This is a genomic window from Pseudomonas sp. KH_040, assembly GCF_057839305.1.
On record NZ_CM174487.1, the window covers coordinates 81,878 to 107,989 of the forward strand.

A 26,112-nucleotide genomic window follows, 5' to 3' on the forward strand; every position below is an offset into this window, starting at 1 on the left:
CTTCAGCTTTTATTTGCGGTTAAGCATCACCGGCAACTGCGCGACCAGTTTGGCGTTGTTCAACGGCGCTCGAATAAACCCGCGCTGCGTACCATCCGGCCCGATCACCGCCAGATTGCCGCTATGGTCGACGGTGTAATTCGGCTTACTGGTATCCGCCGGAATAAACGGAATACTCACCGCATTCGCGACCTTCTGCAGCTCTTCGATCGAGGTCGGCGTCAGGCCGACAAACTGCGGATCAAAGTAACCCAGGTACTGTTTCAACTGCTTCGGGTTATCGCGGTTCGGGTCAACGCTGACCAGCACGATCTGCAACTTGTCCACAGCGTCCTTGGGCAGTTCACTTTTGATTTGCCGCAACTGGGCGAGGGTGGTCGGGCAGATGTCCGGGCAGAAGGTGTAGCCGAAAAACAGCAGACTCCACTTACCTTTGAGCTCGTTGATCGCCACCGGCTTGCCGTCCTGATCGGTCATCGTCACGTCCGGCAGATTGCGGCTCTGCGGCAGCAGAATAATGCCGGCGTCGATCAACGCAGTCGGGTCGCCCTGGCCCTTGCCGCTCAGCACTTTGTTGACGGTAAGTCCCAGGATCAGCGCGATCACGGCGACGAGGATGAAGACGGTTTTCTGGGTTCGAGTCATAGGTTCAACAGTAAGTAGTGGTCTACGAGCAGGGCGATGAACAGCAGAAACAAGTACCAGATAGAGTACTTGAAGGTGTTGATCGCCGCGTGCGGCCGAGTGCCACGGTACAGCACCACGGCCCATTGCAGAAACCTTGCACCGAGGGCGAGCGCGCAAATCAGGTAGAGCACACCGCTCATGTGGATCACGTACGGCAGCAGACTCACCGCCAGCAGAGCGAAGGTGTAGAGCAGAATGTGCACCTTGGTGTAGTGCTCGCCGTGGGTGACCGGCAGCATCGGGATGTCAGCCTTGGCATATTCCTCTTTGCGATGGATCGCCAGCGCCCAGAAGTGCGGCGGGGTCCAGGCGAAGATGATCAGCACCAGCAACAACGGTTCGGCGCTGACGTGACCGGTGGCAGCCGTCCAGCCGAGCAGTGGTGGGGCGGCGCCGGCGAGACCACCGATGACGATGTTCTGCGGCGTCGCGCGTTTGAGGAAACCGGTGTAGATCACTGCATAACCAAGCAGCGAAGCCAGGGTCAGCCAAGCCGTCAGCGGATTGGTGAACGTCAGCAACAAGGCCTGACCGAGCAGCGCCAGCACTAACGCAAACGTCAGCGCCGCCGCCGGCGAAACCCGGCCTTCAGCCAGCGGCCGTTTGTGCGTGCGCGCCATCACCGCATCGATGCGCCGATCCACCACATGGTTGACCGCCGCCGCGCCACCGGCACACAACGCAATGCCCAGATTACCGAACACCAGTACCGTCCACGGCACCCCGGCGCGGGTCGCGAGGAACATGCCGACCAGCGAGGTGATCAACATCAGCACCACGACTTTCGGTTTGGTCAGTTCCAGATAATCACGCCAGATCGCCTGATGCGGGCGTTCGCCAATCAGAATCGCCACGGCGTTTCTCCTTTAATAGTGATGGGCGCGGCCGCGTGTTTACGCGGGTTCAAGCGCCAGCGCGCGAGCACCGGTTGTTTGACCCGAACCAGACTGGTGCGCGCGTGGTAATTGACCAGCACCATGGTCAGCAACAGCGCCGCACCGCCGGCGTTATGCGCAACCGCCACCGGCAGCGGCAGATGGAACAACACGTTGCTGATGCCGAGGGTGATCTGTGCGGCGAGGGCGATCAGCACGAGGCCGGCCAGCCGCGTCATGCCGACCACTTTCAGTTGCCAGGCCAGACCGAGCAGCACCAACGTCACCAACAGCGCACCAATACGATGAGTCAGGTGAATCGCCGTGCGCGCATCACTGTCGAGTTGCCCACCGAGATAGTTCGGGCCGATGTGTTGGGTCAGGTGAAAACCATTGGCGAAATCCGCCGGCGGCAGCCATTGCCCATGGCAGGTCGGAAAGTCGATGCACGCCACTGCCGCGTAGTTGGAGCTGACCCAGCCACCCAGCGCAATCTGACCAATCACCAACAACAATCCCGCTGTCGCCCAATACTGCAAACGCTTGGGCACGGTCAGCGCCGGTAGCACGCCGGACAGTCTCAACGTCAGCAAAAACAGCAAACTCAACGTCGCAAAACCGCCGAGCAAATGTCCGGTGACCACTTGCGGCCAGAGTTTGAGCGTCACCGTCCACATGCCGAACGCCGCTTGCGCAAACACCACCGCCAGCAGGAACAGCGGCAGCTTCAGCGGTTGCCCCGGATGACGACGATTGACCCAGGCGCGCCCGGCCAGTATCGAAATCAGCAGGCCGAGGGTGCCGGCAAAGTAGCGGTGGATCATCTCGTTCCAGCCCTTGTGCGCCTCCACCGGCGAGTCCGGGTAATGCAGTTCGGCATGGGCCAGTTGGGCTTCGCTTTTCGGCACGCTGATAAAGCCGTAGCAGCCTGGCCAGTCCGGACAGCCGAGGCCGGCGTGGGTTAGGCGCGTATAGGCGCCGAGCAGCACCACAATCAGGGCCAGAAGGGTGGCAAACAGCGCGAGGCGAAATCCAGGTTTGGCCATGACGATGCCCTTATCCGATGTTCGACAGTTTCAGCAGATGACGCAGGTCGTTGAGCAGATCCTTGCCCTTCACATTCGGCTCGTAACGCAGCACGAGGTTGCCGTGCGGGTCGATGATCCACAGTTGCGGCGTGGCTTTGTCGCCAGTCGCTTTGCTGAACACACCAGCGTCCAGCGGGTAGCGTTGCAGCTGTGGATATTCGCGGGTCAGCTTGGCGTCGTAATCAGTGCTGACCGGTTGCGCAACGGCGAGAGCGTGGCTGGCGCGGCCAGCATCACGACCGAGGCCGATCTGAATCTGCCGCGCCAGATACACCAGTTGCTGGCAATCCACCGCGCAATCCTTCGGCGCGGTGACCAGGATCTGCCAGCGCTCCTCGTTGGCCTGCACGCCGAGGTCGGCGCGGGTCTGGCCGTTGCCGATCAGTTCGCCGTGATAGCTGCGACCTTCCGGTACCCAGAACTGCAATTTGTACATACCCGTGGCGAGCACCATCGGCCCGATCACGCCGAGCACAATCAGCAGCAATTGAATGCGTCCGCGCCGACGGGTGGCGGCAGGTTTCGCCTCAGACATGCTGGGTGGATTCATGGCCGTTCCCATGGTGGTTCTCCTTTGCGTTGTGCAAGCCCAAATAGACGTAGAGGCCGAGCAGGGCGGTGGCCATGGCGAACCACTGCACGGCGTAACCGAGGTGTTTTTCCGGGCCCATGGCAACCACCGGCCAATCGGCCTCGTAGCTGGCCGGGCCGGGTTCGGCGCGTAATTCGTAGGCGAAGCCGTCGCGATCCAGGGTTTTCCACAGGTTGGTGGGTTCGACGGCAGTGATGGTTTGCGGCCAGGTGCTGCTGACCGGATCGGCGTGCAACTGGAAAGTAGCGCCGGGGGCGACGTAGACCCAGGCATCGACATTCAACGCTTCAGTGGGCGTAGTGAATTGTGGCGGCACGCGGCGATCCGGCCACGGCAACCAGCCGCGATTGACCAGCAGCCACAGACCGCTGCGTTGATCCTGAAACGGTTGCAGCAACTCGACGCCAACCTTGCCATTCCGCTGGCGGTTATCCAGCAACAAGCTGTGCCCGGCATCGAACTGACCGTGCAGATGCACGCGGCGATAGGCCGGATCGGCGCTGTTCAGCAACTCAGTGCTGGCCATCGGTTCGGCCGCGCGGCGTTCGGCGTAACTGGCGAGCAGGGCGGTTTTCTCCGCGCCCCGGCTCAGTTGCCAGAAGCCCAGCGACACCAGCAGCGGCAGCAGCAACGCCACCACCACAGTCGGTATCACGCCCGGGCGAAAACGCTTCATGGCTGCGCCACAAAGTCAGTCGTTGCGATCGCTATACTCAACTGCATCGCCTGTCCCCCGGAGTTCTTCCCATGCTCAAAACAGCCATCGTCCTGATGCTGATTGCCACGGTGATCAGCCTGTTCAGCGGCCTGTTTTTCCTGGTCAAGGACGACAGCAGCTCGAATCGCCTGGTCATCGCCTTGAGTGTTCGGGTGGCATTGGCCGCTGCCACCGTCGGCTTGATCGCCTGGGGTTTCTACAGCGGCCAACTGGTATCGCATGCGCCTTGGTAGTGCTGATCCTCAGAGTACGTAGACGAAGATAAACAGACCGATCCACACCACGTCGACGAAGTGCCAATACCAGCTCGCCGCTTCGAAACCGAACTGGTGCTCGTTGTCGAAGTGGCCCTTCATGATGCGCATCAGCATCACGAACAGAATGATCGTGCCGATGGTCACGTGGGCACCGTGGAAACCGGTGAGCATGAAGAACGTCGCGCCATAAATGCCCGAGCCGAGGGTCAGCCCCAGTTCGTGATAGGCGTGAATGTATTCCTCAGCCTGGAAACCGAGAAACGCGCAGCCGAGCAGCACGGTGATCGCCAGCCAGATTTTCAGCGCGCCGCGATGGCCCTTCTTCAAGGCATGGTGGGCGATGGTGATGGTCACGCTGGAGCTGACCAGCAGGATCGTGTTGATCAGCGGCAGGCCCCACGGGCTGATGACGTCCTTGGGCGGCGGGAACAGTTTCGGGTCCGGCGTGTGCAGTAGCGGCCAGGTGAACTGAAAGTTCGGCCACAGCATATGGGCGATGCCTTTGGTGCCTTCACCGCCGAGCGCCGGCCCGGAGACGTGGCGCACATAAAACAGCGCACCGAAGAAGGCGACGAAGAACATCACTTCAGAGAAGATGAACCAACTCATGCCCCAGCGGAACGAGCGATCCAGCTGCGCGCTGTAGAGCCCTGCGCGGCTTTCCTTGATCACCGTACCGAACCAGCCGAACAGCATGTACGCCAGCAACAGGCTGCCAATGAAAAAGATGTACGGGCCGTGGGATTCCGGACGCGTCGCCTTCAGATCGTTGAACCAGACGGCCAGGCCGTACACGGTAATGGCCATGCCGAAAGTGGCGATGATCGGCCATTTGCTCTGGGCCGGTACGTAATAGTGCTCATGAGTTGCCATTTATTGTTCTCCTTATCGGGCACGCTCAACCGCCAGTGTTTACAGCCACCGGCGGATGTCGGGCGGTGATATCGAACAGCGTGTAGGACAGCGTCAGGTGCTTCACATCCTTGGGCATGTCGCGGTCAACAATGAAGCGCACCGGCATCTCGATCTGCTGACCGGGTTGCAGCACCTGCTGGGTAAAACAAAAGCATTCGGTCTTGTGGAAATACGCCGCCGCGTTGCTCGGCGCGATGCTCGGCACGGCTTGCGCACTCATCGGTTTGTCGGTGGGATTGCGCGCGATGAAGATCATCTCGTTGACCGCGCCGGGGTTGGCAGTGAGTTCGTCATGCTTGGGATAAAAGTCCCACGGCATGTCGACGTTGTTGGTCGACAGGAATTGCACGCGCACCTGGCGGGAAGTGTCGACCACCTGCTCACCCTCGTACTGCCCACCGGTCTTGCCATTGATGCCGAAGGCTTTGCACATCACGTCGTAGATCGGCACCAGGGCAAAGCCGAAGACAAACATCGCCACCACCACCCCGAGCAGACGGGTGACGAGTTTTTTCAGCGAGATCGAGTCAGCCATGGTTCATGCCTCCCCACCAAACCCTGTAGGAGTGAGCCTGCTCGCGATGGGTCCACCGCGGTGTGCCTGACACACCGCCATCGCGAGCAGGCTCACTCCTACAAAAGTCAGGCGTTTCATTTCACTTCCGGCGGTGTGGTGAAGGTGTGATAAGGCGCCGGTGACGGCACGCTCCACTCCAGACCTTCCGCACCATCCCAAGGCTTGGCCGGTGCTGGCGGACCGCCGCGAATGGTCTTGATCACGATGAACAGGAAGAAGATCTGCGTGGCGCCGAACATGAACGCGCCAATCGAGGAGACCATGTTGAAGTCGGCGAACTGCAGGTTGTAGTCCGGAATCCGTCGCGGCATTCCCGCAAGACCGACGAAGTGCATCGGGAAGAAGGTCAGGTTCATGCCGACAAACGACAGCCAGAAATGCAGCTTGCCGAGGGTTTCGTCATACATGTGGCCGGTCCATTTCGGCAGCCAGTAGTAGGTCGAGGCGAAGATCCCGAAGATCGCCCCGGGCACCAGCACGTAGTGGAAGTGCGCGACCACAAAGTAGGTGTCCTGATACTGGAAGTCCGCCGGGGCGATGGCCAGCATCAGTCCGGAGAAACCGCCGATGGAGAACAGGATCACGAAAGCCACGGCAAACAGCATCGGCGTTTCGAAGGTCAGCGAGCCTTGCCACATGGTGCTGGCCCAGTTGAACACCTTCACCCCGGTCGGCACCGCGATCAGCAGCGTCGCGTACATGAAGAACAGCTCGCCCACCAGCGGAATGCCGACCACGAACATGTGGTGCGCCCAGACAATGAACGACAGGAACGCAATGCTCGCCGTGGCGTAGACCATCGAGGTATAGCCGAACAGCGGCTTGCGCGAGAAGGTCGGGATGATCGAGCTGACCGCGCCGAAGGCCGGCAGGATCATGATGTACACCTCGGGATGGCCGAAGAACCAGAACACATGCTGGAACAGCACCGGGTCACCGCCACCGGCAGCACTGAAAAAACTGGTGCCGAAGTGGATGTCCATCAGCATCATCGTCACGCACCCGGCCAGCACCGGCATTACCGCGATCAGCAGGAACGCGGTGATCAGCCAGGTCCAGACGAACAGCGGCATTTTCATCAGGGTCATGCCGGGGGCGCGCAGGTTGAGGATGGTCGCGACCACGTTGATCGCGCCCATGATCGAACTGATCCCCATCAAGTGGATGGCGAAGATGAAGAACGTCACGCTTTCCGGCGCGTAGGTCGTCGACAGCGGCGCGTAGAACGTCCAGCCAAAGTTCGGCCCGCCACCGGGGGTGAACAGGGTCGACACCAGGATCAGGAACGCCGCCGGCAGCAGCCAGAAGCTGAAGTTGTTCATCCGTGGCAGGGCCATGTCCGGCGCGCCGATCATCAACGGGATCATCCAGTTGGCGAGGCCGACGAAGGCCGGCATCACCGCACCGAAGACCATCACCAGACCGTGCATGGTGGTCATCTGGTTGAAGAACGCCGGTTCGACGATCTGCAATCCGGGCTGGAACAGTTCGGCGCGAATCACCATCGCGAACGTGCCGCCGAGCAGGAACATGGAGAACGCAAACCACAGGTACAGCGTGCCGATGTCCTTGTGGTTGGTGGTCAGCACCCAGCGCATCAGGCCTTTGGCGGGGCCGTGGGCGTGGTCGGCATGACCATGGTCATCAATGACAGCGCTCATGGCCGGTCTCCTTTACGTGAGTGGACGGGGCGGGCCGGGGCGCGTTGCCCCGGCCGGTTCACGAAGTACGCGATAGACCGGCTCATTTGCTTTCCGCCTGTTTCAGCTCCAGCACTTCTTTTGGCGTGACCATGTCGCCTTTGTTGTTGCCCCAGGCGTTACGTTCGTAGGTCACGACCGCTGCGATATCGACTTCCGACAGCTGCTTGCCGAACGCCGCCATGGCGGTACCGGGCTTGCCGTGGAAGACAATACTCAGGTGATCCTTGATCGGGCCGGTGGCGATTTTCGAGCCTTTGAGCGCCGGGAACATCGGTGGCAGGCCCTGGCCTTCGGCCTGGTGACAGGCAACGCAGGTGCTGTGGTAGACCTTGTCGCCGCGTTCCTTGAGTTCGTCGAGGGTCCAATCCTTGCTGGTCAGCTCTTTAAGCTGCGCGGCTTCGGCTTTGCGCTCGGCGAGCCACTTGTCGTAGTCGGCCTTGTCCTTGACCTCGACCACGATCGGCATGAAGCCGTGATCCTTGCCGCACAGTTCGGCGCATTGACCACGGTAGATGCCGGGCTTGTCGATGCGCGTCCACGCCTCGTTGACGAACCCCGGAATCGCATCGCGTTTCACCGCAAAGGCCGGTACCCACCAGGAGTGAATAACGTCGGCAGAAGTCACAAGGAAGCGCACTTTGGCACCGGTCGGCAGCACCAATGGCTTGTCGACCTCGAGCAAGTAGTGCTCGCCCTTGGTTTCCTTGTTGTGGATCTGCTCGGCGGGGGTGGCCAGATTGCTGAAGAACTCGACATCCTGACCCAGGTATTTGTAGTGCCACTTCCACTGATAACCGGTGATCTGGATATCGATATCCGGCTCACTGGTGTCGTACATCTTGATCAGGGTGGCGGTCGCCGGCACGGCCATCGCTACCAGAATCAGGAACGGTACGACGGTCCAGAGAATTTCGACGGTGGTGCTTTCGTGGAATTTTGCGGCGACCTGCCCGGTAGAACGGCGGTGCACCATCATCGACCAGAACATGGCGCCGAAGACGATGATCCCGATCACCACACAGATCCAGAATATGGTCATGTGCAGGTCGAATACTGCGTGACTGATTTCAGTCGCTCCAGGCGCCATATTCACAGTCCATGCGGCATGCGCGGGACTGAAAATCGACCACAACAGGAGGCCCATCCAGACGTGTGGATGTCGCATCATTGCGGGTTCCCCTTATCGTTCTTGTTATCCCGCCGGCTTTCGCCTGCGGCAAGGGAGCGGCTGCATCAGACTACGAACTTGAATCGCCGGGCCTTGCTGCGGGTGCAGTCGGGCGTCATCAGCTAACTCCATTCACTGGCGAGTATAGACAGCGACGGGAAATTGCAATGTGCACACGTAAATCAACTGAAACAGCCGGTACTTGCGTTCAAGGGCACGAATGGAGAAGGATGCAGACGAGTGGTGGCAAACCGATATAACGCAGGCGCATCAAGGATGAAATAATTATGACAAATGCGTCTTAGCATTTTTCGTAAGCCAGCTAACTTATGTCTTCCCTATTTCATTGCCTTGTTTCCTGGAGTTTTCATGAACACCGCCGCATTGCGCGAGCAGATCCAAAAAGCCCAACAACACGAAAAAGACACCGGCCTGCTGACCCGTCAGTTGGAGAGCAAGCTGCCTCATTTACACCCGGCGATCCAATTGCCGGAAGCCGACGCCAACGGTGTGCTGACGCGTTTTGTCGCCGCCTACATTGATGAAGTGCCAGACCTGCTGGATGCAGCCAATGAAGTCGCCAGGGAAGCAGGAATCGAATCGCAGATCAAACCGGTGCTGAAAATCGCCGAGCAGTATTTCCTCCAGCCGCCAGCCATCATGGCCGGGCACGTTGGCCTGGATAGCCTGCTGGATGAAGCCTATCTGGCGCACCGTTTTGTCGAAGAGGTCAACGACCTGTACATCAAGCATTTCGGCCAGCCACTGATCCCCTTGGACATGACGGTCGCCAACTTGATTGCTCACCAATTGATCGGTGAGGAATTTGCCAACCAACTGGACGAAGCGGTGCATCACGCGATCGACGAGATGCTCAACGACGAAAGTTTTGCGCTGGAATCGGTAGAAGCCTACCGCGAAAAACTCAGCAGCCCGGACACCGGCGCCGCGTGGAAACGCTGGCCGTGCATGAGCCGCCGACTGGGTGTGGGCCTGGAACTGGACCAGCCTGCCGCGTAATCCTGAGCGACACCCAAATACCTGTGGGAGCTGGCTTGCCAGCGATAGCGGTGGATCAGTCAGCATTGTCAGTGACTGACACTCCGTCTTCGCTGGCAAGCCAGCTCCCACAGGGTTTTTGTTCAGGCGGGAAGATTTAGCCGGCGGCGCCGATACCGGTAGTAGTTCGAATCCGTCCCTCAAGCCTGCGCTTCAACCCACGCGACTCAATCAACAGCTTCGAGCCCTTCGCCGCATTCGCCCGGCCCCACTCTTCCAGCAACTCCAGACACGAATGGTCGATGTAGCTCAGGTTATTGAGCGGCACATGCACCGTCGTCCCCTGCGGAATACTGCCCAGCACTTGCGTCAGCGCCGGCACCTTGAGGAATGTCGCCGCACCGACCAGACGCAACTCCATCTCACCATCCTGTGGCAGATCGATCAGGCTGATCTTCAACCGCGACGCTTTGAACGCGAGTTTCAACAGCGTCAGACCGAAACCGATCAACACCCCGGTCAGCAGGTCAGTGAAGATGATCGCCAGCGCCGTCGCCGCATAGGTGAACATCGGCATCCGTCCATAACGTCCCAACCCTCGAAACGCTTTGAGATCGACCAGTTTGAACCCGGTGTAAACCAGCACCCCCGCCAGGCTCGCCACCGGAATGCTTTGCAGCACGCTCGACAGCAACAACACGAACGCCAGCAGCCACAGGCCATGGAAGATCGTCGAGTAACGCGTGGTCGCACCGGCCTGGACGTTGGCCGAACTGCGCACGATTACCCCGGTCATCGGCAGCGCACCGAGCAGACCGCAGAGCATGTTGCCGACCCCTTGCGCCGACAGTTCACGGTCGAAGTCCGATCGCACGCCGCTGTGCATGCGATCCACCGCAGCAGCGGAGAGCAGCGTCTCGGCGCTGGCAATGAATGCCACGGCGAACGCGGCGATCAACAGCGTAGGGTCGGCCAGGCTAAGCAGGTCCGCAGGCTTGAGCCAATCAATGGCCTCCGCCAGATTCGCCGGCACCTCGACGCGTTTGACCTGCAAAGCGAGCAACAGACTTGCCCCGGTTGCCAGACCGACACCGAGCAATGCGCCCGGAACGAAGCGCAGCGAATGCGGGCGAAACTTCTCCCACAACCACATCACTGCAATCGTCGACAGTCCGAGCAAACCCGCCTGCCAGCCAAACGACGGCAGCGCTTGTGCCACTGCTGCCGGGAACGCCGTGAGGTTATCCAGCCCCGAGGGCTTCGGTGACGCATCGAGCATCACATGCACCTGTGACAGCACGATCAACACGCCAATCCCCGCCAGCATCCCGTACACCACCGCTGGCGCCGTAACCCGAAACCAGCAGCCGAGCTTCAAGCGGCCGGCGACCAGTTGCAGAAAACCGGCAAGCAACAGAATCGGCCCGAGCATCTCGATGCCGTGCTGGCGCACCAGTTCAAACACCAATACCGCCAGCCCCGCCGCCGGCCCGCTGACTTGCAACGGCGAGCCCGCCAGCCAACCGACCACCAGACCGCCGATGATCCCGGTGATCAAACCCTTGGCCGGTGGCAGCCCGGAGGCAATAGCAATACCCATGCACAGCGGCAGGGCGACCAGAAACACAACCACTGAAGCGAGCAGCTCCCGTGGCAACACCGCTTTCAATTGAGCCGCACGCATGGCGATTCTCCCGAAGTTTTCTTCAGGCATGGCGAGGCCGGGTCGCTGAATCAGCGACCGGCGTCAAACCACACAGATGTTTAGGAAGATTTAGAAGCGCGCTTTGGGCGTCGCCACCGGAATCGGATGGCTACCGTCGAGCGGCAGGAAACGGCCCTGATCCGCGTCGTAAGCTTTGATTTCGCTGGTTTCGATGTCGTAGACCCAGCCATGGATGAACAGATGACCGTTCGCCATGCGCGAGGCTACCGAAGGATGGGTACGCAAGTGCTGCAATTGGGCGATGACGTTTTCCTCGGTGAGGATCGGCATGCTTTCTTTTTCGTCGGCGCAGTTACAGTTTTCATGCACCATGGTTTTCGCGACTTCAGCGTGGCGCAGCCAGGCTTTGACCGTCGGCATTTTTTCCAGGCTGTCCGGATTGAGCACTGCACGCATGGCGCCGCAATCGGAGTGGCCGCAGATGATGATGTGCTGTACGCCGAGCGCCAGTACCGCGTATTCGATGGCGGTGGAAACGCCGCCGTTCATCTGCCCATAAGGCGGCACAACATTGCCGACGTTACGGGTCACGAACAGATCGCCGGGCGAGCTGTGGGTAATCAGCTCAGGGACGATGCGCGAGTCGGCGCAGGTAATGAACATCGCCTTGGGCGCCTGCGCCGTGGCGAGTTTCTTGAAGAGCTCTTCCTGCTGTGGGAAGACCTCATGATGAAAATGCAAAAAGCCGTCTACGATCTGTCGCAGCGCTGCATCGGCGGATTCCGCTTCAGGGGTTTGCGCCGACGCAGCCAACGGCTGTTTATCCTTGTCACTCATGATTCATCCTCTTTGGCGGATTAGGGGAGTCATTCCCATGTATTCCGGTATGAAGCCAGTGGCTGTTTAAAACATCCGGGTCATCCCGACCCGTCAGTCACTCGATGAACAAGGTAGCCGCCGAAACTTAACTCAAACTGAATCAAACGCTCTAGAACGTGTGTTCCAGGTCACAAAAACCGTGACTGGGTGATTTCGGCGGAAGGATTCCAACCCCTCAACCATAGGCCAATTGTCGCTAAATCAACGACATCTGGCGACCCGGCGGACAGAAGGCCGTGCAATCGAGGTTATAGCCTTCGCGATGATTCATGCCAAGACGCTTGATGGCTTTGGCAAATCGTTGCGCGAGCAGGTCGGCGAACACCCCTTCGCCGCGCATGCGTGCGCCGAAACGGCTGTCGTAGAGCTCACCGCCACGGCTCTGGCGGATCAGGCTCAGCACGTGTGCGGCGCGTTGCGGATAGTGCGCCGCCAGCCATTCCTCGAACAACGGCGCCACCTCCAGCGGCAGGCGCAGCATCATGTATGCCGCGCTTTGCGCACCGGCTGCGTGGGCCTCGTTGAGCAGGTTTTCGATTTCACTGTCGTTGATCATCGGAATCATCGGCGAACACAGCACGCCGACCGGAATGCCGGCCTCGCGCATGACCCGAATGGCGCGCAAGCGCGCTTTGGGTGCCGCTGCGCGCGGTTCGAGGATGCGTTTGAGCTCGTCATCGAGTGTGGTCAGGCTGATCATCACCGCCACCAGACGTTGCTGCGCCAGCTCGGTCAGCAGATCTAGATCGCGAAGAATCAGCGAGCCTTTGGTGACGATGGTCACTGGGTGCCTATAACGCAGCAGCACTTCGAGGGTCTGCCGGGTGATTTTGTGTTCGCGCTCGATCGGCTGATACGGATCGGTATTGGAGCCCAGGTTGATCGGCGCGCATTGATAGCCTTTCTTTCCGAGCTGTTCTTCCAGCACTTGGGCGGCGTTGGTCTTGGCGATCAGCCTGGTTTCGAAATCCAGCCCGGGCGACATATCCCAATAGGCATGGCTGGGCCGTGCGTAGCAATAGATGCAGCCATGCTCGCAGCCGCGATAAGGATTGATCGAGCGGTCGAAGGGCAGATCGGGAGATGTGTTGCGGGTGATGATGCTCTTTGCGGTTTCGATCATCACCTCGGTGCCTTGAGTCAGCGGCACTTCCTGGTACCAGCCGTCATCCTCGGCCACCGATCGGTTCGGCGCGAAGCGGTTGTGCGGGTTGCTGGCGGTGCCGCGACCGCGAGGCGGTAGAGGATTGATCATTGGGCAGGCTCCTGATCTGTATATGCATACAGTACATGAGCGGGGCCACTGTGATCCAGTACCGTTCAGCGATGGGAAACTTGCTGACTGGAAAAGTTTATATATAAGTGCAAAGTACAATCCGAGATACATATGCCCCGTTGTCGCGACAAGTTATCGAATATAGTCTTGGTTACTTCTATCGGCACTTGGCTGGTAACTAAATTAAAAAGGATTTAATTCGTGTCGTATCTCAATCAACGTGGTGTGTTCTTGCAGTTGATGCTGCCGAATGCTTCGGAGCCAAATACTATTGTTTCCATGCAACTGGCCCGCAAGGAACTGGGCTGGAACGCTGAAGATGAGCTATCCACCGAAGGGCTGGTCGATTCGATCTACGTGGTGGCGGTGTCCAGCGACCGTGGCAAGACATTCACTATTCGTAACAACAAGAAAGATGTAGACGGTGATGGCGATATTGATAACGACGACAAGGCGAAGTTGATTGCATTGGCCAAGGCTTATGTAAGTATCGTTAATCCGTAATTGAAAGTGCAAGAGTCGCAAACAAATAACAATAAAGTCCTGCATGAAAATTCATGCAGGGCTTTATTGTTTTAGAAGAAGACACTGTGAATGGAAGGTGATCAGTCAAGGGCTGGCTGGGCATACACCCTGTCAACTCTGACAGTAGACCGGAATTCTCGCCAAGCCTAATCTCAAACACGCAATCAATCTGAAGGGTTTCATCCATGGCTATCAGAATACTGCTGGAAATTGCGGATATGGATCGAGATGGAAGTCCGGAAATCGCGTTTTATCACTACAGTGAAGACGCGACCGAAATGATGGATTACGACTATTCGCTTTTTGCTTCGTCGTCGCAGGCCAATGGCCGTTATGACTTGATCTCCGAAGACGCCATCGATACTGACGGCGATGGCGACACCGACAAATACGACGAGAAGCTTTATCTGCAGTTGGCCGATGCATTCGTGCAGTTCAAAGGCTTTCAGTCCAAGCGTTGATCGGCCGCTGACACCACACGAAAAGTCGAACCGTGCCAGGGGCGTATCAATCACATCCGTCATTTATGCGTGGTGACTTGCCCCAAATCATCCCCGGAAGTCGTCTGCATATCGTTCTTGCGCAGATTGGCCACATCCTCAGCGTTAACCGGCGCACCTTTATTACCCCAACTGCCACGGATGAAGCTCACCACATCCGCCACTTCCTGATCCGACAGGCGCCAGGCGAAGCCCGGCATGGTGAAGGTCGACGGTGCCGTGTGCGTCGCCGGCAACGTGCCGCCCTTGAGCACGATGTGGATCAACGAAGTCGGGTCTTCCGATTGCAGCACCGGATTACCCGCCAGCGCCGGGAACACCCGGGTGTAGCCGTGGCCATCGGTGCGGTGGCACGCCGCGCAGTTGTCGATGTATACCGAAGCACCGCGCTGACTGTCATCGCCATTCCATAGGGCTTTCGCCGCTTTCTCGTCGTACTGATGCGGCTGATCGTTAGGATCACTGGCCGGCAGCGACTTGAGGTAGCGGGCAATTGCGGTCAGATCAGCGTCGGTCATGTATTGCATGCTGTGGGTGACCACATCACTCATGCCGCCGAACACGGCGCTGCGATCGCTGCGACCGGTCTTGAGGAACTGCACCAGTTGCTCCTCGCTCCAGCTGCCGAGGCCATCCTTGTGATCGCCGCGCAGGCTCTTGGCGATCCAGCCTTCCAGCGGCGCACTGCCGGCGAGGAAGTTGCTGCCATCGGCAGCGCTCAGGGATTTTTCCTGCATGGTCAGGGCGCGCGGCGTATGGCAAGCGCCGCAATGGCCAAGGCCTTCGACCAGATAGGCACCGCGGTCGATCACCGGGTCGGCACTTGTCGTTTTGTAGTCCTCGACCTTCGGCGCAAACATCCAGCGCCAGCCCATCAGCGGCCAGCGCATGCTCAACGGCCATGGAATATCACTGGCCTTGTTCTCTTGCGCCACCGGTTCTACGCCGTGCATGAAGTAGGCGTACAGCGCTTGCATGTCGGTTTCGCTGACACGGGCGTAGGACGGATACGGCATCGCCGGGTACAACGTACTGCCGTTTTTGGCGACGCCATGGCGCACGGCCTGATCGAAGTCTTCGAAGCTGTATTCTCCGACGCCGGTCTTGTCCGGGGTGATGTTGGTCGAGTAAATCGTGCCGATCGGGGTTTCCATTGGCAGGCCACCGGCGAACGGTTTGCCACCCTTAGCGGTGTGGCAGGCCACGCAGTCACCGGCGCGGGCGAGGTATTCGCCCTGTTTGATCAAGCTTTGATCAACGTCGGCCGCATGAGTGGAGGCACTGCCGAGCAGCGCCAGGGTCGCGATAACGAGATTTTTCATGGTCATCGCTCCTTAAGCCTGAACCAGCGGGCCGGGGTTTTTCAGGTACTGCTCGCGGATTGCCTTCGCCGACCAGTAGGTCAGTGCGGCAACCAGACCGGTCGGGTTGTAACCCAGGCCTTGCGGGAACGCCGAGGCACCCGGAACGAAGACGTTATGCACGTCCCAACTCTGCAGGTAGCGGTTCAGCGCGCTCTTCTTCGGATCGGTGCCCATGATCGCGCCGCCGTTGAGGTGGGTGGTCTGGTAAGAGGCGGTGTTGAAGTGATCGCCGACTTTCTTGCCGATCACGGCAATGGCTTTCGGCCCCATCGCTTCGGCGACCTTGCCCATTTTCTCGACCATGAAGCGGTTCATCTTGATGTCGTTTTCCTGCCAGTCGAAGGTCATCCGCAGCAGCGGCAAGCCGTAGGCATCGCGGTACACCGGATCGAGATCAAGGTAGTTGCCCCGATAAGACTGATGCGCGCCGTGGGCGTCCATCGACACCTGGTGGGTGTAGTAATCAGCGGTCGCGCGTTTCCAGTCACTGCCCCAGGCCGGGGTGCCCGGCGGGTTCGAGGTGCCGGCAATCGGCCGGCTGCCGGCCTGGTTGACCCACATCGGCGAGCCGCCGACAAAGCCGTGCGGGCCGTGGTCAAAGTTGTCGGCGTTGAAGTCGTCCAGCGCCACGCCGTTGCCGCCGGCGCCGATGAAGTTGTTGGTGTGGGTGTCCTTGTCGAAGAACGCCTTGATGGTCGCCATGTTCTGGTAGGCGAAGTTACGCCCGACCACGCCTTCGCCGCTGATCGGGTCGTACGGCTTGCCGATGCCGGAGAGCAGCATCAGACGCACGTTGTGCAACTGGAACGCGCCGAGAATCACCAGATCCGCCGGTTGCTCGATCTCGCGACCCTGGCCGTCGATGTAGGTCACGCCGGTGGCTTTGGATTTCGTGCTGTCTAGGTTGACCCGCAGCACGTGCGAGTTAGGTCGCAACTCGAAATTCGGCAAAGGTTTCAGCGCCGGCAGAATGTTCACGTTTGGCGAAGCCTTGGAGTACATGTAGCAGACATAACCGCTGCAAAAACCGCAGAAGTTGCACGGGCCCATCTGCGCACCGTAAGGATTGGTGTACGGCCCGGAGGTGTTCGCGGACGGCAGGTTGTAGGGTTTGTAACCGACTTCTGTCGCCGCTTTACCGAACAGCTGTGCGGATACCGTGTTCTTCTGCGCCTCCAGCGGAAACGGGTTGGAGCGATCCGGTGCGTACGGGTTGCCGCCCTTGCCTTGACCGACCAGTTGGCCCTTCACGGTCCAGGCCTGGCCCGAGGTGCCGAAGACTTTTTCGGCGAAATCGAAGAACGGCTCCAGTTCTTCATAGCTGACGCCGAAGTCCTGGATAGTCATGTCCTTGGGGATAAAGCTTTTGCCGTAGCGCTCTTCGTAATGGCTGCGCATGCGCAATTCGATCGGGTCGACGCGAAAGTGCACGCCCGACCAGTGCAGACCGGCGCCGCCAACACCATTGCCGGGCAGAAACGCGCCCAACTGGCGGTTCGGCAGGGCGATGTCGTTAACGCTGTGGCGAATAGTGACCGTCTCTTTGGAGATGTCCTGAAAGAGTTTTTTGCGCACGCTGTAGGTGAGTTCGTCGATCACCTGGGGATAGTTGCCGTCGGGGTAGGTGTCCTGCATCGGCCCGCGCTCCAGCGCCAGCACGTTGAGACCCGCTTCGGTCAGCTCCTTGGCCATGATCGCGCCGGTCCAGCCAAAACCAACGATGACTGCGTCAACCTTCTTCATTACCGTTGCCATGCTTACGCCCTCTCGCCGCGAATCGAAACTGCCGGGAAGGGGTATTGCTCGTTGCGTTCCACCCAATCCATGAAATCGGCGCGGGCGCCGGGGAAGCCGATCATGGTCCAGCCGACCATGCCTTTGTTGCCACCGTGGATCGGGTCGCAGAAGAACCCTTCCTTGGTGTTTTGCAGCAGCAGATTGAAGAAAATCTTCGCCGGCACCGCATCGAATTGCGGCTTGCCCGCTTCAAGTTGCTTGAGCAAATCGTCTCGGGTAGCGCTGTCTTGCTCAGCAAATACTTTACCGTTGAGGGATTTTGCCCACTGATCCGTGGCGGCAATGCCGAGGCGATAGATCTCTTTGGGCACCAGTTTGCTCTGCCAGCCCATTTCCGGCGCGGCGTCGGCATTGAACGGGCCTTGCATGTACCAAAGGGCACCGGCGGCGTACGGCGTGTTCATCTGCCGGTCGATGTATTCCGGCACACCGGCTTCGAGCGCGCCCGGGCCTTGGGCATCGTTGGGGATCAATTGCGCGACGGCGGCATTGATGAATGCCCATTCTTCGGCGGTGAAGTAGCTCGGCTGATAAACCCCGGCATCAGCGCGGACCGGTTGCGGCGCGGGTGCAGTGGGTGCGGCTTCGGGCGCCGCTTGCAGCACGCTGCTGCCCAGACCGGTGCCGGCCAGGGTGACCACCGGGATCAGGGTCAGGGATTTGCGCAAAAACTCACGCCGCGGGTTGTCTCGATTTTCATCAGACATGGTGGTGCACCTCATCAGGCATTAAGGGACAGCCGCTTCTGCGAGCGGCTTGAGGATTTTTCGTCGCGACAACAGCGGTCTGACCCAGGAAAAGGGGACGCGCCTGCAACATCATGTGACAAATGGTAGCAGGCTAAGCTTCTCGATGAACCGATTCATCGGAAAAAACACCGGTTTTCTGAGTGGCGATGAATGAAACAGTGTCCATTCACAATTCTTTGACAAGCGCCTCACAGGGCTTTGACCGCGCAACGCCGAAGCTGCGGCTCCTATCACCGATGAACCCCGACACGGTTACCCCAGCATGTCCCGAGTGCGTTTGTTCCCTGCTTTGTGTTTATCGCTTGTCGCGCTGTTGCACTGGCTGCCAGCCCAGGCTGCGGCGACAGCGACGGCCCGTCCCACTGATTGGGCGCAACCGGTCGAAGTGCAATACAACCTGTTCCAGATGTCGCCGACGCTCTATCGCAGCGCATTGCCGGATGGCGGCGCCGTGCCGTTGCTGAAAAACCTCAAGGTCGCCACGGTGATCAACTTCCTCCCGGAAGCCGACAGTAATTGGTTGTCCGAGCCGGACATTAACCAGGTGCAACTGCCGTATCGCACTAATCACGTTGACGACGCCGACGTGCTCAAGACCCTGCGGGCTATTCAGTCTGCCGAAGCCAAGGGTCCGGTGTTGATGCACTGCAAACACGGCTCCGACCGCACCGGCCTGATGGCGGCGATGTACCGCGTGGTGGTGCAGGGCTGGAGTAAAGAAGACGCCTTGAGCGAGATGACCCAAGGCGGTTTCGGTGAGAGTGGGCACTTTCGCGACAGTGTCCGCTATGTAATGCAGGCCGATGTCGACAAACTGCGCACAGCGCTGGCCAATGGTGATTGCAGCACCAGCGCGTTCGCCACCTGCTCGATGAAGAGCTGGTTTCAGTCAGTCAATCTGAAGTAATCCACGACCTTCCACGACGTTGCATCGTGGAAGGTTTTCCAGTCGCAGCTCAGTCCTCGGACTTTTTCTTCAGCTTCGGATTCGGAAAGAACTGCACCGCCTGCACGGTCTTGTCCGGCGCAGGTTTGTTCAATGCACTGGTGTTGACCCGCGTGCCCAGTTCTTTCGGTACCGAAAGTCCTTGCTCGTTCAGCGTGTCGGAGTAACCGCAGGCCACACATTCACGGTGCGGCACGCTGTCCTCGTTCCACATCATCAACTTGTCCGGCTCGCTGCACGCCGGGCAGACCGCCCCGGCGATAAAGCGCTTCTTGGTAATCACAGGTGCCTCACTCATGCTGCCGCGTCCTCACTCAGGCCGCTGTGGCGCAAGAGTGCGTCAATCGACGGCTCACGGCCACGGAAGTCGACGAACAGCACCATCGGCGCCTGCGAACCACCGCGCGCCAGAATCGCTTCGCGGAAGGCACGACCGGTTTCAGCGTTGAGCACGCCGTCCTCTTCGAACTTCGAGAAGGCATCGGCCGAGAGCACTTCAGCCCACTTGTAGCTGTAGTAACCCGCCGCATAACCGCCGGCGAAGATGTGCGCAAAACTGTTCGGGAAGCGGTTGTAGGCCGGTGGGCGCATCACCGACACCTCGTCACGCACGCCTTCGAGCACTTGCAGCACGCTGCGGCCGTCACCGTGGGTGGCGTGCAGCTCGAAGTCGAACAGCGAGAATTCCAGCTGACGGACCATCATCAGGCCGGACTGGAAGTTCTTCGCCGCGAGCATCTTTTCCAGCAGGTCCTGGGGCAGCGGCTCGCCGCTTTCGTAGTGACCGGAAATCAGCGCGAGGCCTTCCGGCTCCCAGCACCAGTTTTCCATGAACTGGCTTGGCAGCTCGACCGCGTCCCACGCGACACCGTTGATGCCGGAAACGCCAGCGTGATCAACGCGGGTCAGCAGGTGATGCAGACCATGACCGAATTCGTGGAACAGCGTGGTCACTTCATCGTGAGTCAGCAGCGCAGGCTTGCCGCTGTCGGCCGGGGTGAAGTTGCACACCAGATTGGCCACCGGGCTTTGCAGCACGCCGTCGACAGTGCGGCGACGGTCACGGGCGCCGTCCATCCACGCACCGCCACGCTTGTTGGCGCGGGCATAGAGGTCGAAGAAGAAGCGGCCGACGTGCTGGCCGTTTTCTTTGATTTCAAACAGGCGCACGTCCGGGTGCCAGGTATCGAAGCCTTTCTGCTCGGCGATTTCGATGCCGTACAGGCGCTGAACGATGGCAAACAGACCGCCCAGCACTTTGTCGATCGGGAAGTAGGCGCGCAGGGTTTCCTGAGCAACGCTGTAGCGTTGTTCACGCAGTTTCTCGCCGTAGAAACCGCTGTCCCAGCTTTGCAGATCTGCGCAGCCCTGTTCGGCGGCGTAGGCGCGCAGCTGTTGCAGATCCTGTGCGGCAAACGGCTTGCTGCGCTTGGCCAGATCACGCAGGAAGCTCAGCACCTGATCGCTGGACTCGGCCATTTTCGTCGCCAGGCTCAGCTCGGAGAAGCTGGCGAAACCCAGCAGCTTGGCCAGCTCCTGACGCAGGTCGAGGATCTCTTCCATCACCGGGCCATTGTCGTTCTGACCGGCGTTCGGGCCTTGATCCGAGGCGCGGGTGCAGTAGGCGGCGTAGACTTCTTCGCGCAGTGCGCGGTCTTGCGCGTAGGTCATCACCGCGTAGTAGCTCGGGAATTCCAGGGTGATCAGCCAGCCATCGAGGCCTTTGGCCTGTGCGGCGGCCGCCATCTGCGCCTTGGCCGAATCGGTCAGGCCGGCGAGGGCGGCTTCGTCGGTGACGTGCTTGGTCCACGCCTGCGTGGCGTCGAGCAGTTGATTGGAGAAGCGGCTGCCCAGCTCGGACAGTTTGCTCTGCACTTCGGCATAGCGCTTTTGCTCGGCTTCCGGCAGGTCGATACCCGACAGACGGAAGTCACGCAGGGCGTGTTCCAGAATAGTCTTTTGCGCCACGTCGAAGCCGGCGGCTTCCGGGCTGTTGGCCAGCGCTTCATAAGCCTGGAACAGTTCGCGGTTCTGGCCCATCTCGGTGGAGTAGGCGCTCAAGGCCGGCAGGCACGACTCGTAGGCTTCACGCAATTCGGCGCTGTTGCACACGGCGTTGAGGTGGCTGACCGGGCTCCAGGCAGCGCCGAGGCGATCATTGAGTTCGTCCATCGCCAGTACCAGCCCGGCCCAGGTTGGGTTCTGAACCTGAGTCTTGAGGATTTCGGCGATGGCGGCGCGGTTGTCGGCCAGGATGGTTTCAATGGCTGGCAGGACGTGTTCGGCACGGATCGTGGAGAACGGTGGCAGGTCGTAGGACTGCAGCAGAGGGTTGTTCACGCTCACGGTTGGCACCTTGGCTGGGGAAACATTGCCCCATCTTAATTACAATCGGCATTCACCGCAGCTATCGGCGACAGAGAGAGAAATTATCGTGTCCGTTCGCAAGTACCAGAATCACACCCCACGCCTGTGCAAGGGCGCGTTTGTCGATGGCTCGGCAGTGGTCATCGGCGACGTCGAAATCGGCGAAGACAGCTCGGTCTGGCCGTTGACCGTGATCCGCGGCGACATGCACCGCATCCGCATCGGTGCGCGCACCAGCGTCCAGGACGGTTGCGTGCTGCACATCACCCATGCCGGTCCGTTCAATCCGGACGGTTTCCCGCTGCTGATCGGCGATGACGTGACCATCGCCCATAAAGTGATGCTGCATGGTTGTACCGTCGGTAGCCGCGTATTGATCGGCATGGGCAGCATTGTCATGGATGGCGCGGTGGTCGAAGACGATGTGATCATCGGTGCCGGCAGCCTGGTGCCGCCGGGCAAACGGCTGCAAAGTGGCTTCCTTTATGTCGGCAGCCCGGTAAAACAGGTGCGGGAACTCACCGACAAGGAAAAAGCCTTCTTCACCTACAGCGCGGCGAACTACGTGAAACTCAAGGACCTGCATCTGGCCGAAGGCTACGACCAGCTCTGAATCGCCTTACACCTGCTCAGGATTTCTCATGCATTACCAGACCGTACTGTTCGACCTCGATGGCACCCTGACCGACCCGCGTGAGGGCATCACCCGTTCCATCCAGTTCGCCCTTGCCAAGCTCGGTATCGATGAGCCGGATCTGAGCAAACTCGAGCACTTCATCGGCCCGCCGTTGTTGCAGGCGTTCATGCAGTTTTACGATTTTGATGAAGCCAAGGCGTGGCAGGCGGTGAATTTTTATCGCGAACGCTTCAAGGTCACCGGCCTGTATGAAAACCGCGTATTTGAGGGCGTGACGCCCTTGCTGGAAACCCTCAGTGGCCAAGGACGGCAGTTGTACATCGCCACCTCGAAGCCGTGGGAATTTGCCCGTGAGATTGCCCGGCACTTTGATTTCGCCCGGCACTTCAAGGTGATCTATGGCAGCGAGCTGGACGGCACGCGCACCAACAAGGTTGAGTTGATTGCGCACTTGATGGCGGAAGAAGGGCTGGACCCGGCGAATACGCTGATGATCGGCGATCGTAAGCATGACCTGATCGGGGCGCGCAGCAATGGCCTGGATGCGGCGGCGGTCGGTTATGGGTTTGGCAGTTTTGAAGAGTTGAATGCCGAGGCGCCGGCTTATCACTTTGAAACGCTGGACGCGTTGCATCAGGCGTTTCTGCAGCGCTGATCAGTACGCCATCGCTGGCAAGCCAGCTCCCACAGGTGAGTGATGTACTCAGGTTCACCGCTGTCCCTGTGGGAGCTGGCTTGCCAGCGATGAGGCCAATTCAGCCACGAAAGGTCTGAGAGTCTGCCAACGCTTTCAGCGCCGCTTTGCGCTCAGCGGCCGGCAGCTCCCCTAACTTCTCCACCTCCGCATAAAACCTCATCCAATCCCCCCCGACCTTTTTGAACAACGCCGCAAACGCCGGCACCCACTGGTCATAAAGCCCAAACGGCAGCAATCGCGCATTGTTCAGCGGCGCATTCACCCAAGCGTCGTAACGCTTGTTCCCGGCCCACTGGGTGTCTCGCTTCACCCGATAGTCCCGGCGAAACCGTTCGAACTCGGCTGCTTTGCGTTCGCGCATCTGTTCGGCTGCTAATGGCTGTGCATAAAGCTTCTCCAGCCGTGAGCGGGTATCGAGTACCAACTCAATAAACTGATCACGCTGCTTCAGCCGCGAATCGGTGTCCGCCGGCAACCCACGAAACGCCCGCCACTGCCGCGTGCCTTCCTGCTCGACAAACGAGGCGAAGGATTCGTTGAACTCGGTGTCGTCCTTCACGTAAAAGCGCTGATGCGCCAGCTCATGAAAGATCAACGTGGCCAGGCGCTCATCACCCCAGCCCATCATCGAATTAAGGATCGGGTCGTTGAACCAGCCCAGCGTCGAATAGGCCTCAACGCCACCTATCGATACGTCCATACCCTGCAATCGCTGGATTGCCGCTTCGCCGCGCGCGGCGCTCTGACTGTAATAGCCGCGATAGGCCACACACCCGGCAATCGGGAAGCAATGATTCTGCGGCGTCAGGGAAAACTCCTGCGTGGCGAACACATTCCACACCACGTACGGGCGATGGATGTCGGCGTAAAGACGATAGCTCTGGTTATCCGGCAGGTGCAGATGCTCGCTGGCGAAGGTGCGGGCCTTCTGCGATTGAGCGAGGTGCGCGCGCAGTGTCGCGTCGCGGCTCGGGTCGTTGATCACCTGCTCCACAGGCTCGCGCGCCCGCAGCAATTGCAACTGACCGCTGGCCAACTGAGCGTAATAGCTGACGCTGGCGCAACCGTTGAGCAACAAAAACAACACACCCGGAAACAAAACCCGAAAAACGCGATCAAGTAACCCAAGGCTTGGAAACGGCCTGATCAAAATAAGAAATCCCCCGGAGAGTCTGCCCGCAAGACTATCCCGCCTAAAGGAGCACCGCTATGCGCATGTTGATGCTGTCAGGAGGCCTGCTGACGCTGGCCGGTTGTGCCGGATTCGGAATGCCCGATCCTGACCCTTCGCAAGCCTGGATCGATCTCGATGCCCGGCAACAGGACACGGCGCTGCAAGCGTTGCAGGTTGATACTCAGGCGACCGCCGACAAACGCTATTTTGAAGTGCAGCCCGGTAGCCATGAATTGAAAGTGCGTTATCAATTTCCGGTGGAGGCGACCAACATCGGTCCCGACGCTGAACCGCTGTGGCGCGATTGCCAGTTGAGTGTGAAATTCAAGGATTTCAATGCCGGTCAGCGATACCAGCTGCAGGCCGGCAGTATCGGCTTTCGACCATGGGCCAAGCTTTATGACGAGCAGCGCAAAGTGGTAGGTCAAGGCACACCGGCAGGCTGTCAGCGCACCTGATCGGCGCTATGCTGAGGATTCACATCCGTGGATATTCATCATGCGCCAGTTGCTGTTGTTGCTCGCTGCCGGTCTTTTGGCCGGTTGTCAGACGCCTTTGCCCCCGGCCGATCCGCACATGGCCTGGGTCGATTTTTCGACGCCGACACCCGGCGGGAAAGTGCTGATGGCCGAGCGTCTCGACAAACAGCGACTGAATGACGGGCGCTACTTTCAGGTCTCGCCGGGCAGCCACGAATTGCGCGTGCGGTTTGATTTCGAAGTGTTTGGCGGTGGTGGCGCCCTGATGACTGGCCCCGTAGAGCGGCTGTGCTACCTGTACATCCGCTACGACCATTTCGAGGCCGGGCAGCGTTATGTGCTGGAAGGGCGTTCGCTGGGGTTCACACCGAGCGCCCGGCTGTATAACGCCAAGCGTGAAATCGTCGCCGAGGATTACGACTACAACTGCATTATCTAGTCAGGTTCAGCGATCGTTCTTCTGATAAATGATCGCTTTGGTGCCGTTGTCGCAGGTGCCGACGACCATCGCCACATCGTGTTTGTCGGCCTCTTCCTTGCTGACGATTTCCAGCGTGTAAGACGGCACGGCGTTGGCCTGAATTTTTACTTCGATTTCGTTCTTCAGTTCTTCGCAGTCTTTGGGTGCCGCAATGACAGAAGTGGCCAGTGCACTGCAGAGAATCGCCAAGCCAATACGTTTCATGAGTGAAGCTCCCTGAGGCAGCGCGCACGGGCGTGCGCTGAAGCTGCTGTCACTTATTCGACCATATTTTTACAGCGAGGGTTCTGACTTCGCTCACAACTTCAGGTTTGATCTTCAAACAGCTTTCGCGAGCAGGCTCGCTCCCACAGGGATTTGTGTGGCACACAGTTCCAAGGTGGGAGCGAGCCTGCTAGCGAAGGCGTCAGATCAGACAACACCGAATCAACTGACCAACGAAGCCTCAAGCGTAATCTTCGCATTCAGCACTTTCGACACCGGGCACCCTTCCTTGGCCTTGTTGCTGAGCTCTTCAAACTGCTCCTGCGTCGCCCCCGGGATTTTCGCCTTGAGAATCAGCTTCACCGCGGTGATCGCGAAGCCGCCATCCACCTGATCGAGGGTGACTTCAGCCTGAGTATCAATGCTGTCGGCCTTCAGGCCCGCATCGCCGAGAATCATCGAAAACGCCATAGAGAAGCAGCCGGCATGCGCCGCGCCGATCAGTTCCTCCGGGTTGGTACCTTTGCCGCCCTCAAAGCGCGCCTTGAAACCGTAAGGCGCCTCTCTGAGGACACCGGTTTCGGTGGAGATCGAGCCAATGCCGGTTTTCAGATCGCCTGCCCAATGTGCGGATGCTTTCTTCACGATAGCCATGTCTGCCTCCTCAAGATCTGACGCGGAAACGCCGCGTCGTCGTGGTTTTGCTTGCAAGGCTTCTGAGGATAGACGCCGCAGCAAAGTTCAGCCCGGCTGAATCGTTGACTTTTTTAGTAGGAAATTTCATCGCTGCTA

General features: G+C 59.3%; 29 protein-coding genes. 9 read left to right on the plus strand and 20 right to left on the minus strand.

Annotated elements, in window-relative coordinates:
* Positions 1 to 9: 9 nt before the first annotated feature.
* From AC3IUF_RS00385 to AC3IUF_RS00405, 5 genes are read right to left on the minus strand one after another with little or no spacing between them, the layout of a single operon-like run.
* Complete coding sequence (locus AC3IUF_RS00385; protein WP_007911741.1) at positions 10 to 645, minus strand: SCO family protein; 636 nt, start codon at positions 643 to 645, stop codon at positions 10 to 12.
* On the minus strand, positions 642 to 1,541 hold the full coding sequence (gene cyoE / locus AC3IUF_RS00390; protein ID WP_038365028.1) for a heme o synthase: 900 nt from the start codon (positions 1,539 to 1,541) through the stop codon (positions 642 to 644). Before cyoE ends, AC3IUF_RS00385 begins: the two co-directional genes overlap by 4 nt.
* Complete coding sequence (locus AC3IUF_RS00395) at positions 1,529 to 2,608, minus strand: COX15/CtaA family protein (RefSeq protein WP_489280054.1); 1,080 nt, start codon at positions 2,606 to 2,608, stop codon at positions 1,529 to 1,531. The genes cyoE and AC3IUF_RS00395 overlap by 13 nt, the downstream gene beginning before the upstream one ends.
* A 10-nt stretch (positions 2,609 to 2,618) precedes the next feature.
* Entirely contained in the window at positions 2,619 to 3,212 is a 594-nt protein-coding gene (locus tag AC3IUF_RS00400) for a hypothetical protein (protein ID WP_414894482.1), read from the minus strand.
* The gene (locus AC3IUF_RS00405; RefSeq protein WP_489280055.1) at positions 3,178 to 3,918 is read right to left on the minus strand and encodes an SURF1 family protein; all 741 of its coding nucleotides are present in this window, start codon (positions 3,916 to 3,918) and stop codon (positions 3,178 to 3,180) included. The genes AC3IUF_RS00400 and AC3IUF_RS00405 overlap by 35 nt, the downstream gene beginning before the upstream one ends.
* Before the next feature lie 71 nt (positions 3,919 to 3,989).
* Here AC3IUF_RS00405 and AC3IUF_RS00410 point away from each other — a divergent pair, with 71 nt between their 5' ends.
* The gene (locus tag AC3IUF_RS00410) at positions 3,990 to 4,193 is read left to right on the plus strand and encodes a twin transmembrane helix small protein (RefSeq protein WP_007911731.1); all 204 of its coding nucleotides are present in this window, start codon (positions 3,990 to 3,992) and stop codon (positions 4,191 to 4,193) included.
* Between the two features lie 9 nt (positions 4,194 to 4,202).
* On the opposite strand, the gene AC3IUF_RS00415 is transcribed toward AC3IUF_RS00410, so the two are convergent.
* The 4 genes from AC3IUF_RS00415 to coxB all read right to left on the minus strand — a co-directional run bounded on the left by AC3IUF_RS00415 (position 4,203) and on the right by coxB (position 8,580).
* A complete protein-coding gene (locus AC3IUF_RS00415) occupies positions 4,203 to 5,090 on the minus strand; it encodes a cytochrome c oxidase subunit 3 (RefSeq protein WP_489280057.1) in 888 nt (295 codons plus the stop codon).
* Positions 5,091 to 5,115: 25 nt separating this feature from the next.
* Positions 5,116 to 5,667 (minus strand): cytochrome c oxidase assembly protein, encoded by a 552-nt coding sequence (locus AC3IUF_RS00420; protein ID WP_007911727.1) that lies wholly within the window; start codon positions 5,665 to 5,667, stop codon positions 5,116 to 5,118.
* A 116-nt stretch (positions 5,668 to 5,783) separates the two neighbouring features.
* Complete coding sequence (ctaD, locus tag AC3IUF_RS00425) at positions 5,784 to 7,370, minus strand: cytochrome c oxidase subunit I (RefSeq protein ID WP_007911725.1); 1,587 nt, start codon at positions 7,368 to 7,370, stop codon at positions 5,784 to 5,786.
* Positions 7,371 to 7,452: 82 nt separating this feature from the next.
* Positions 7,453 to 8,580 carry a cytochrome c oxidase subunit II gene (gene coxB, locus AC3IUF_RS00430; protein ID WP_414894480.1) on the minus strand — a complete coding sequence of 376 codons (1,128 nt, stop codon included), beginning with the start codon at positions 8,578 to 8,580 and terminating at the stop codon, positions 7,453 to 7,455.
* Between the two features lie 369 nt (positions 8,581 to 8,949).
* Between coxB and AC3IUF_RS00435 the strand changes: the two genes are divergently transcribed.
* Positions 8,950 to 9,600: a hypothetical protein gene (locus tag AC3IUF_RS00435; RefSeq protein WP_007911722.1), complete on the plus strand. Its 651-nt coding sequence runs from the start codon at positions 8,950 to 8,952 to the stop codon at positions 9,598 to 9,600.
* Between the two features lie 136 nt (positions 9,601 to 9,736).
* On the opposite strand, the gene AC3IUF_RS00440 is transcribed toward AC3IUF_RS00435, so the two are convergent.
* The 3 genes from AC3IUF_RS00440 to AC3IUF_RS00450 form a co-directional block, all read right to left on the minus strand.
* The gene (locus AC3IUF_RS00440; RefSeq protein ID WP_007911721.1) at positions 9,737 to 11,263 is read right to left on the minus strand and encodes a SulP family inorganic anion transporter; all 1,527 of its coding nucleotides are present in this window, start codon (positions 11,261 to 11,263) and stop codon (positions 9,737 to 9,739) included.
* A gap of 90 nt (positions 11,264 to 11,353) precedes the next feature.
* Positions 11,354 to 12,082: a carbonic anhydrase gene (locus AC3IUF_RS00445; RefSeq protein WP_007911720.1), complete on the minus strand. Its 729-nt coding sequence runs from the start codon at positions 12,080 to 12,082 to the stop codon at positions 11,354 to 11,356.
* A 238-nt stretch (positions 12,083 to 12,320) separates the two neighbouring features.
* Positions 12,321 to 13,379 carry a PA0069 family radical SAM protein gene (locus AC3IUF_RS00450; protein ID WP_489280060.1) on the minus strand — a complete coding sequence of 353 codons (1,059 nt, stop codon included), beginning with the start codon at positions 13,377 to 13,379 and terminating at the stop codon, positions 12,321 to 12,323.
* Between the two features lie 222 nt (positions 13,380 to 13,601).
* On the opposite strand from AC3IUF_RS00450, the gene AC3IUF_RS00455 reads away from it, so the two are divergent.
* On the plus strand, positions 13,602 to 13,904 hold the full coding sequence (locus AC3IUF_RS00455; protein ID WP_123376007.1) for a hypothetical protein: 303 nt from the start codon (positions 13,602 to 13,604) through the stop codon (positions 13,902 to 13,904).
* Positions 13,905 to 14,110: 206 nt separating this feature from the next.
* The gene (locus AC3IUF_RS00460) at positions 14,111 to 14,386 is read left to right on the plus strand and encodes a hypothetical protein (RefSeq protein ID WP_007911717.1); all 276 of its coding nucleotides are present in this window, start codon (positions 14,111 to 14,113) and stop codon (positions 14,384 to 14,386) included.
* Positions 14,387 to 14,445: 59 nt separating this feature from the next.
* Here the strand turns inward: AC3IUF_RS00460 and AC3IUF_RS00465 are convergent, their stop codons facing one another.
* The 3 genes from AC3IUF_RS00465 to AC3IUF_RS00475 are packed head-to-tail and all read right to left on the minus strand — an operon-like array spanning position 14,446 to position 18,293.
* Entirely contained in the window at positions 14,446 to 15,747 is a 1,302-nt protein-coding gene (locus tag AC3IUF_RS00465) for a c-type cytochrome (protein ID WP_489280062.1), read from the minus strand.
* A 12-nt stretch (positions 15,748 to 15,759) separates the two neighbouring features.
* Entirely contained in the window at positions 15,760 to 17,544 is a 1,785-nt protein-coding gene (locus AC3IUF_RS00470) for a GMC family oxidoreductase (RefSeq protein ID WP_007911713.1), read from the minus strand.
* A gap of 2 nt (positions 17,545 to 17,546) precedes the next feature.
* A complete protein-coding gene (locus tag AC3IUF_RS00475; RefSeq protein WP_007911712.1) occupies positions 17,547 to 18,293 on the minus strand; it encodes a gluconate 2-dehydrogenase subunit 3 family protein in 747 nt (248 codons plus the stop codon).
* Positions 18,294 to 18,597: 304 nt separating this feature from the next.
* Between AC3IUF_RS00475 and AC3IUF_RS00480 the strand changes: the two genes are divergently transcribed.
* Positions 18,598 to 19,242: a dual specificity protein phosphatase family protein gene (locus AC3IUF_RS00480; protein WP_123376003.1), complete on the plus strand. Its 645-nt coding sequence runs from the start codon at positions 18,598 to 18,600 to the stop codon at positions 19,240 to 19,242.
* 49 nt (positions 19,243 to 19,291) lie between these two features.
* On the opposite strand, the gene AC3IUF_RS00485 is transcribed toward AC3IUF_RS00480, so the two are convergent.
* Together AC3IUF_RS00485 and prlC are read right to left on the minus strand one after the other, a co-directional pair.
* A complete protein-coding gene (locus AC3IUF_RS00485) occupies positions 19,292 to 19,579 on the minus strand; it encodes a YheV family putative zinc ribbon protein (RefSeq protein ID WP_007911710.1) in 288 nt (95 codons plus the stop codon).
* Complete coding sequence (prlC, locus tag AC3IUF_RS00490; protein ID WP_095113094.1) at positions 19,576 to 21,627, minus strand: oligopeptidase A; 2,052 nt, start codon at positions 21,625 to 21,627, stop codon at positions 19,576 to 19,578. Before prlC ends, AC3IUF_RS00485 begins: the two co-directional genes overlap by 4 nt.
* A gap of 88 nt (positions 21,628 to 21,715) precedes the next feature.
* On the opposite strand from prlC, the gene AC3IUF_RS00495 reads away from it, so the two are divergent.
* Together AC3IUF_RS00495 and AC3IUF_RS00500 are read left to right on the plus strand one after the other, a co-directional pair.
* Positions 21,716 to 22,261 carry a gamma carbonic anhydrase family protein gene (locus AC3IUF_RS00495; RefSeq protein WP_007911708.1) on the plus strand — a complete coding sequence of 182 codons (546 nt, stop codon included), beginning with the start codon at positions 21,716 to 21,718 and terminating at the stop codon, positions 22,259 to 22,261.
* 28 nt (positions 22,262 to 22,289) lie between these two features.
* Positions 22,290 to 22,940, plus strand: coding sequence for an HAD family hydrolase (locus tag AC3IUF_RS00500; RefSeq protein WP_489280065.1), 651 nt, complete (start codon positions 22,290 to 22,292; stop codon positions 22,938 to 22,940).
* Positions 22,941 to 23,040: 100 nt separating this feature from the next.
* Here the strand turns inward: AC3IUF_RS00500 and AC3IUF_RS00505 are convergent, their stop codons facing one another.
* Positions 23,041 to 24,132, minus strand: coding sequence for an aminopeptidase (locus AC3IUF_RS00505; protein ID WP_489280066.1), 1,092 nt, complete (start codon positions 24,130 to 24,132; stop codon positions 23,041 to 23,043).
* 59 nt (positions 24,133 to 24,191) lie between these two features.
* Here AC3IUF_RS00505 and AC3IUF_RS00510 point away from each other — a divergent pair, with 59 nt between their 5' ends.
* On the plus strand, positions 24,192 to 24,614 hold the full coding sequence (locus AC3IUF_RS00510; RefSeq protein ID WP_034152270.1) for a PA0061/PA0062 family lipoprotein: 423 nt from the start codon (positions 24,192 to 24,194) through the stop codon (positions 24,612 to 24,614).
* A 40-nt stretch (positions 24,615 to 24,654) separates the two neighbouring features.
* Positions 24,655 to 25,074, plus strand: coding sequence for a PA0061/PA0062 family lipoprotein (locus AC3IUF_RS00515; protein WP_489280067.1), 420 nt, complete (start codon positions 24,655 to 24,657; stop codon positions 25,072 to 25,074).
* A 6-nt stretch (positions 25,075 to 25,080) separates the two neighbouring features.
* On the opposite strand, the gene AC3IUF_RS00520 is transcribed toward AC3IUF_RS00515, so the two are convergent.
* The gene (locus AC3IUF_RS00520; protein ID WP_099757641.1) at positions 25,081 to 25,320 is read right to left on the minus strand and encodes a DUF1161 domain-containing protein; all 240 of its coding nucleotides are present in this window, start codon (positions 25,318 to 25,320) and stop codon (positions 25,081 to 25,083) included.
* Positions 25,321 to 25,542: 222 nt separating this feature from the next.
* Entirely contained in the window at positions 25,543 to 25,974 is a 432-nt protein-coding gene (locus AC3IUF_RS00525) for an OsmC family protein (RefSeq protein WP_007911695.1), read from the minus strand.
* Positions 25,975 to 26,112 lie beyond the last annotated feature (138 nt).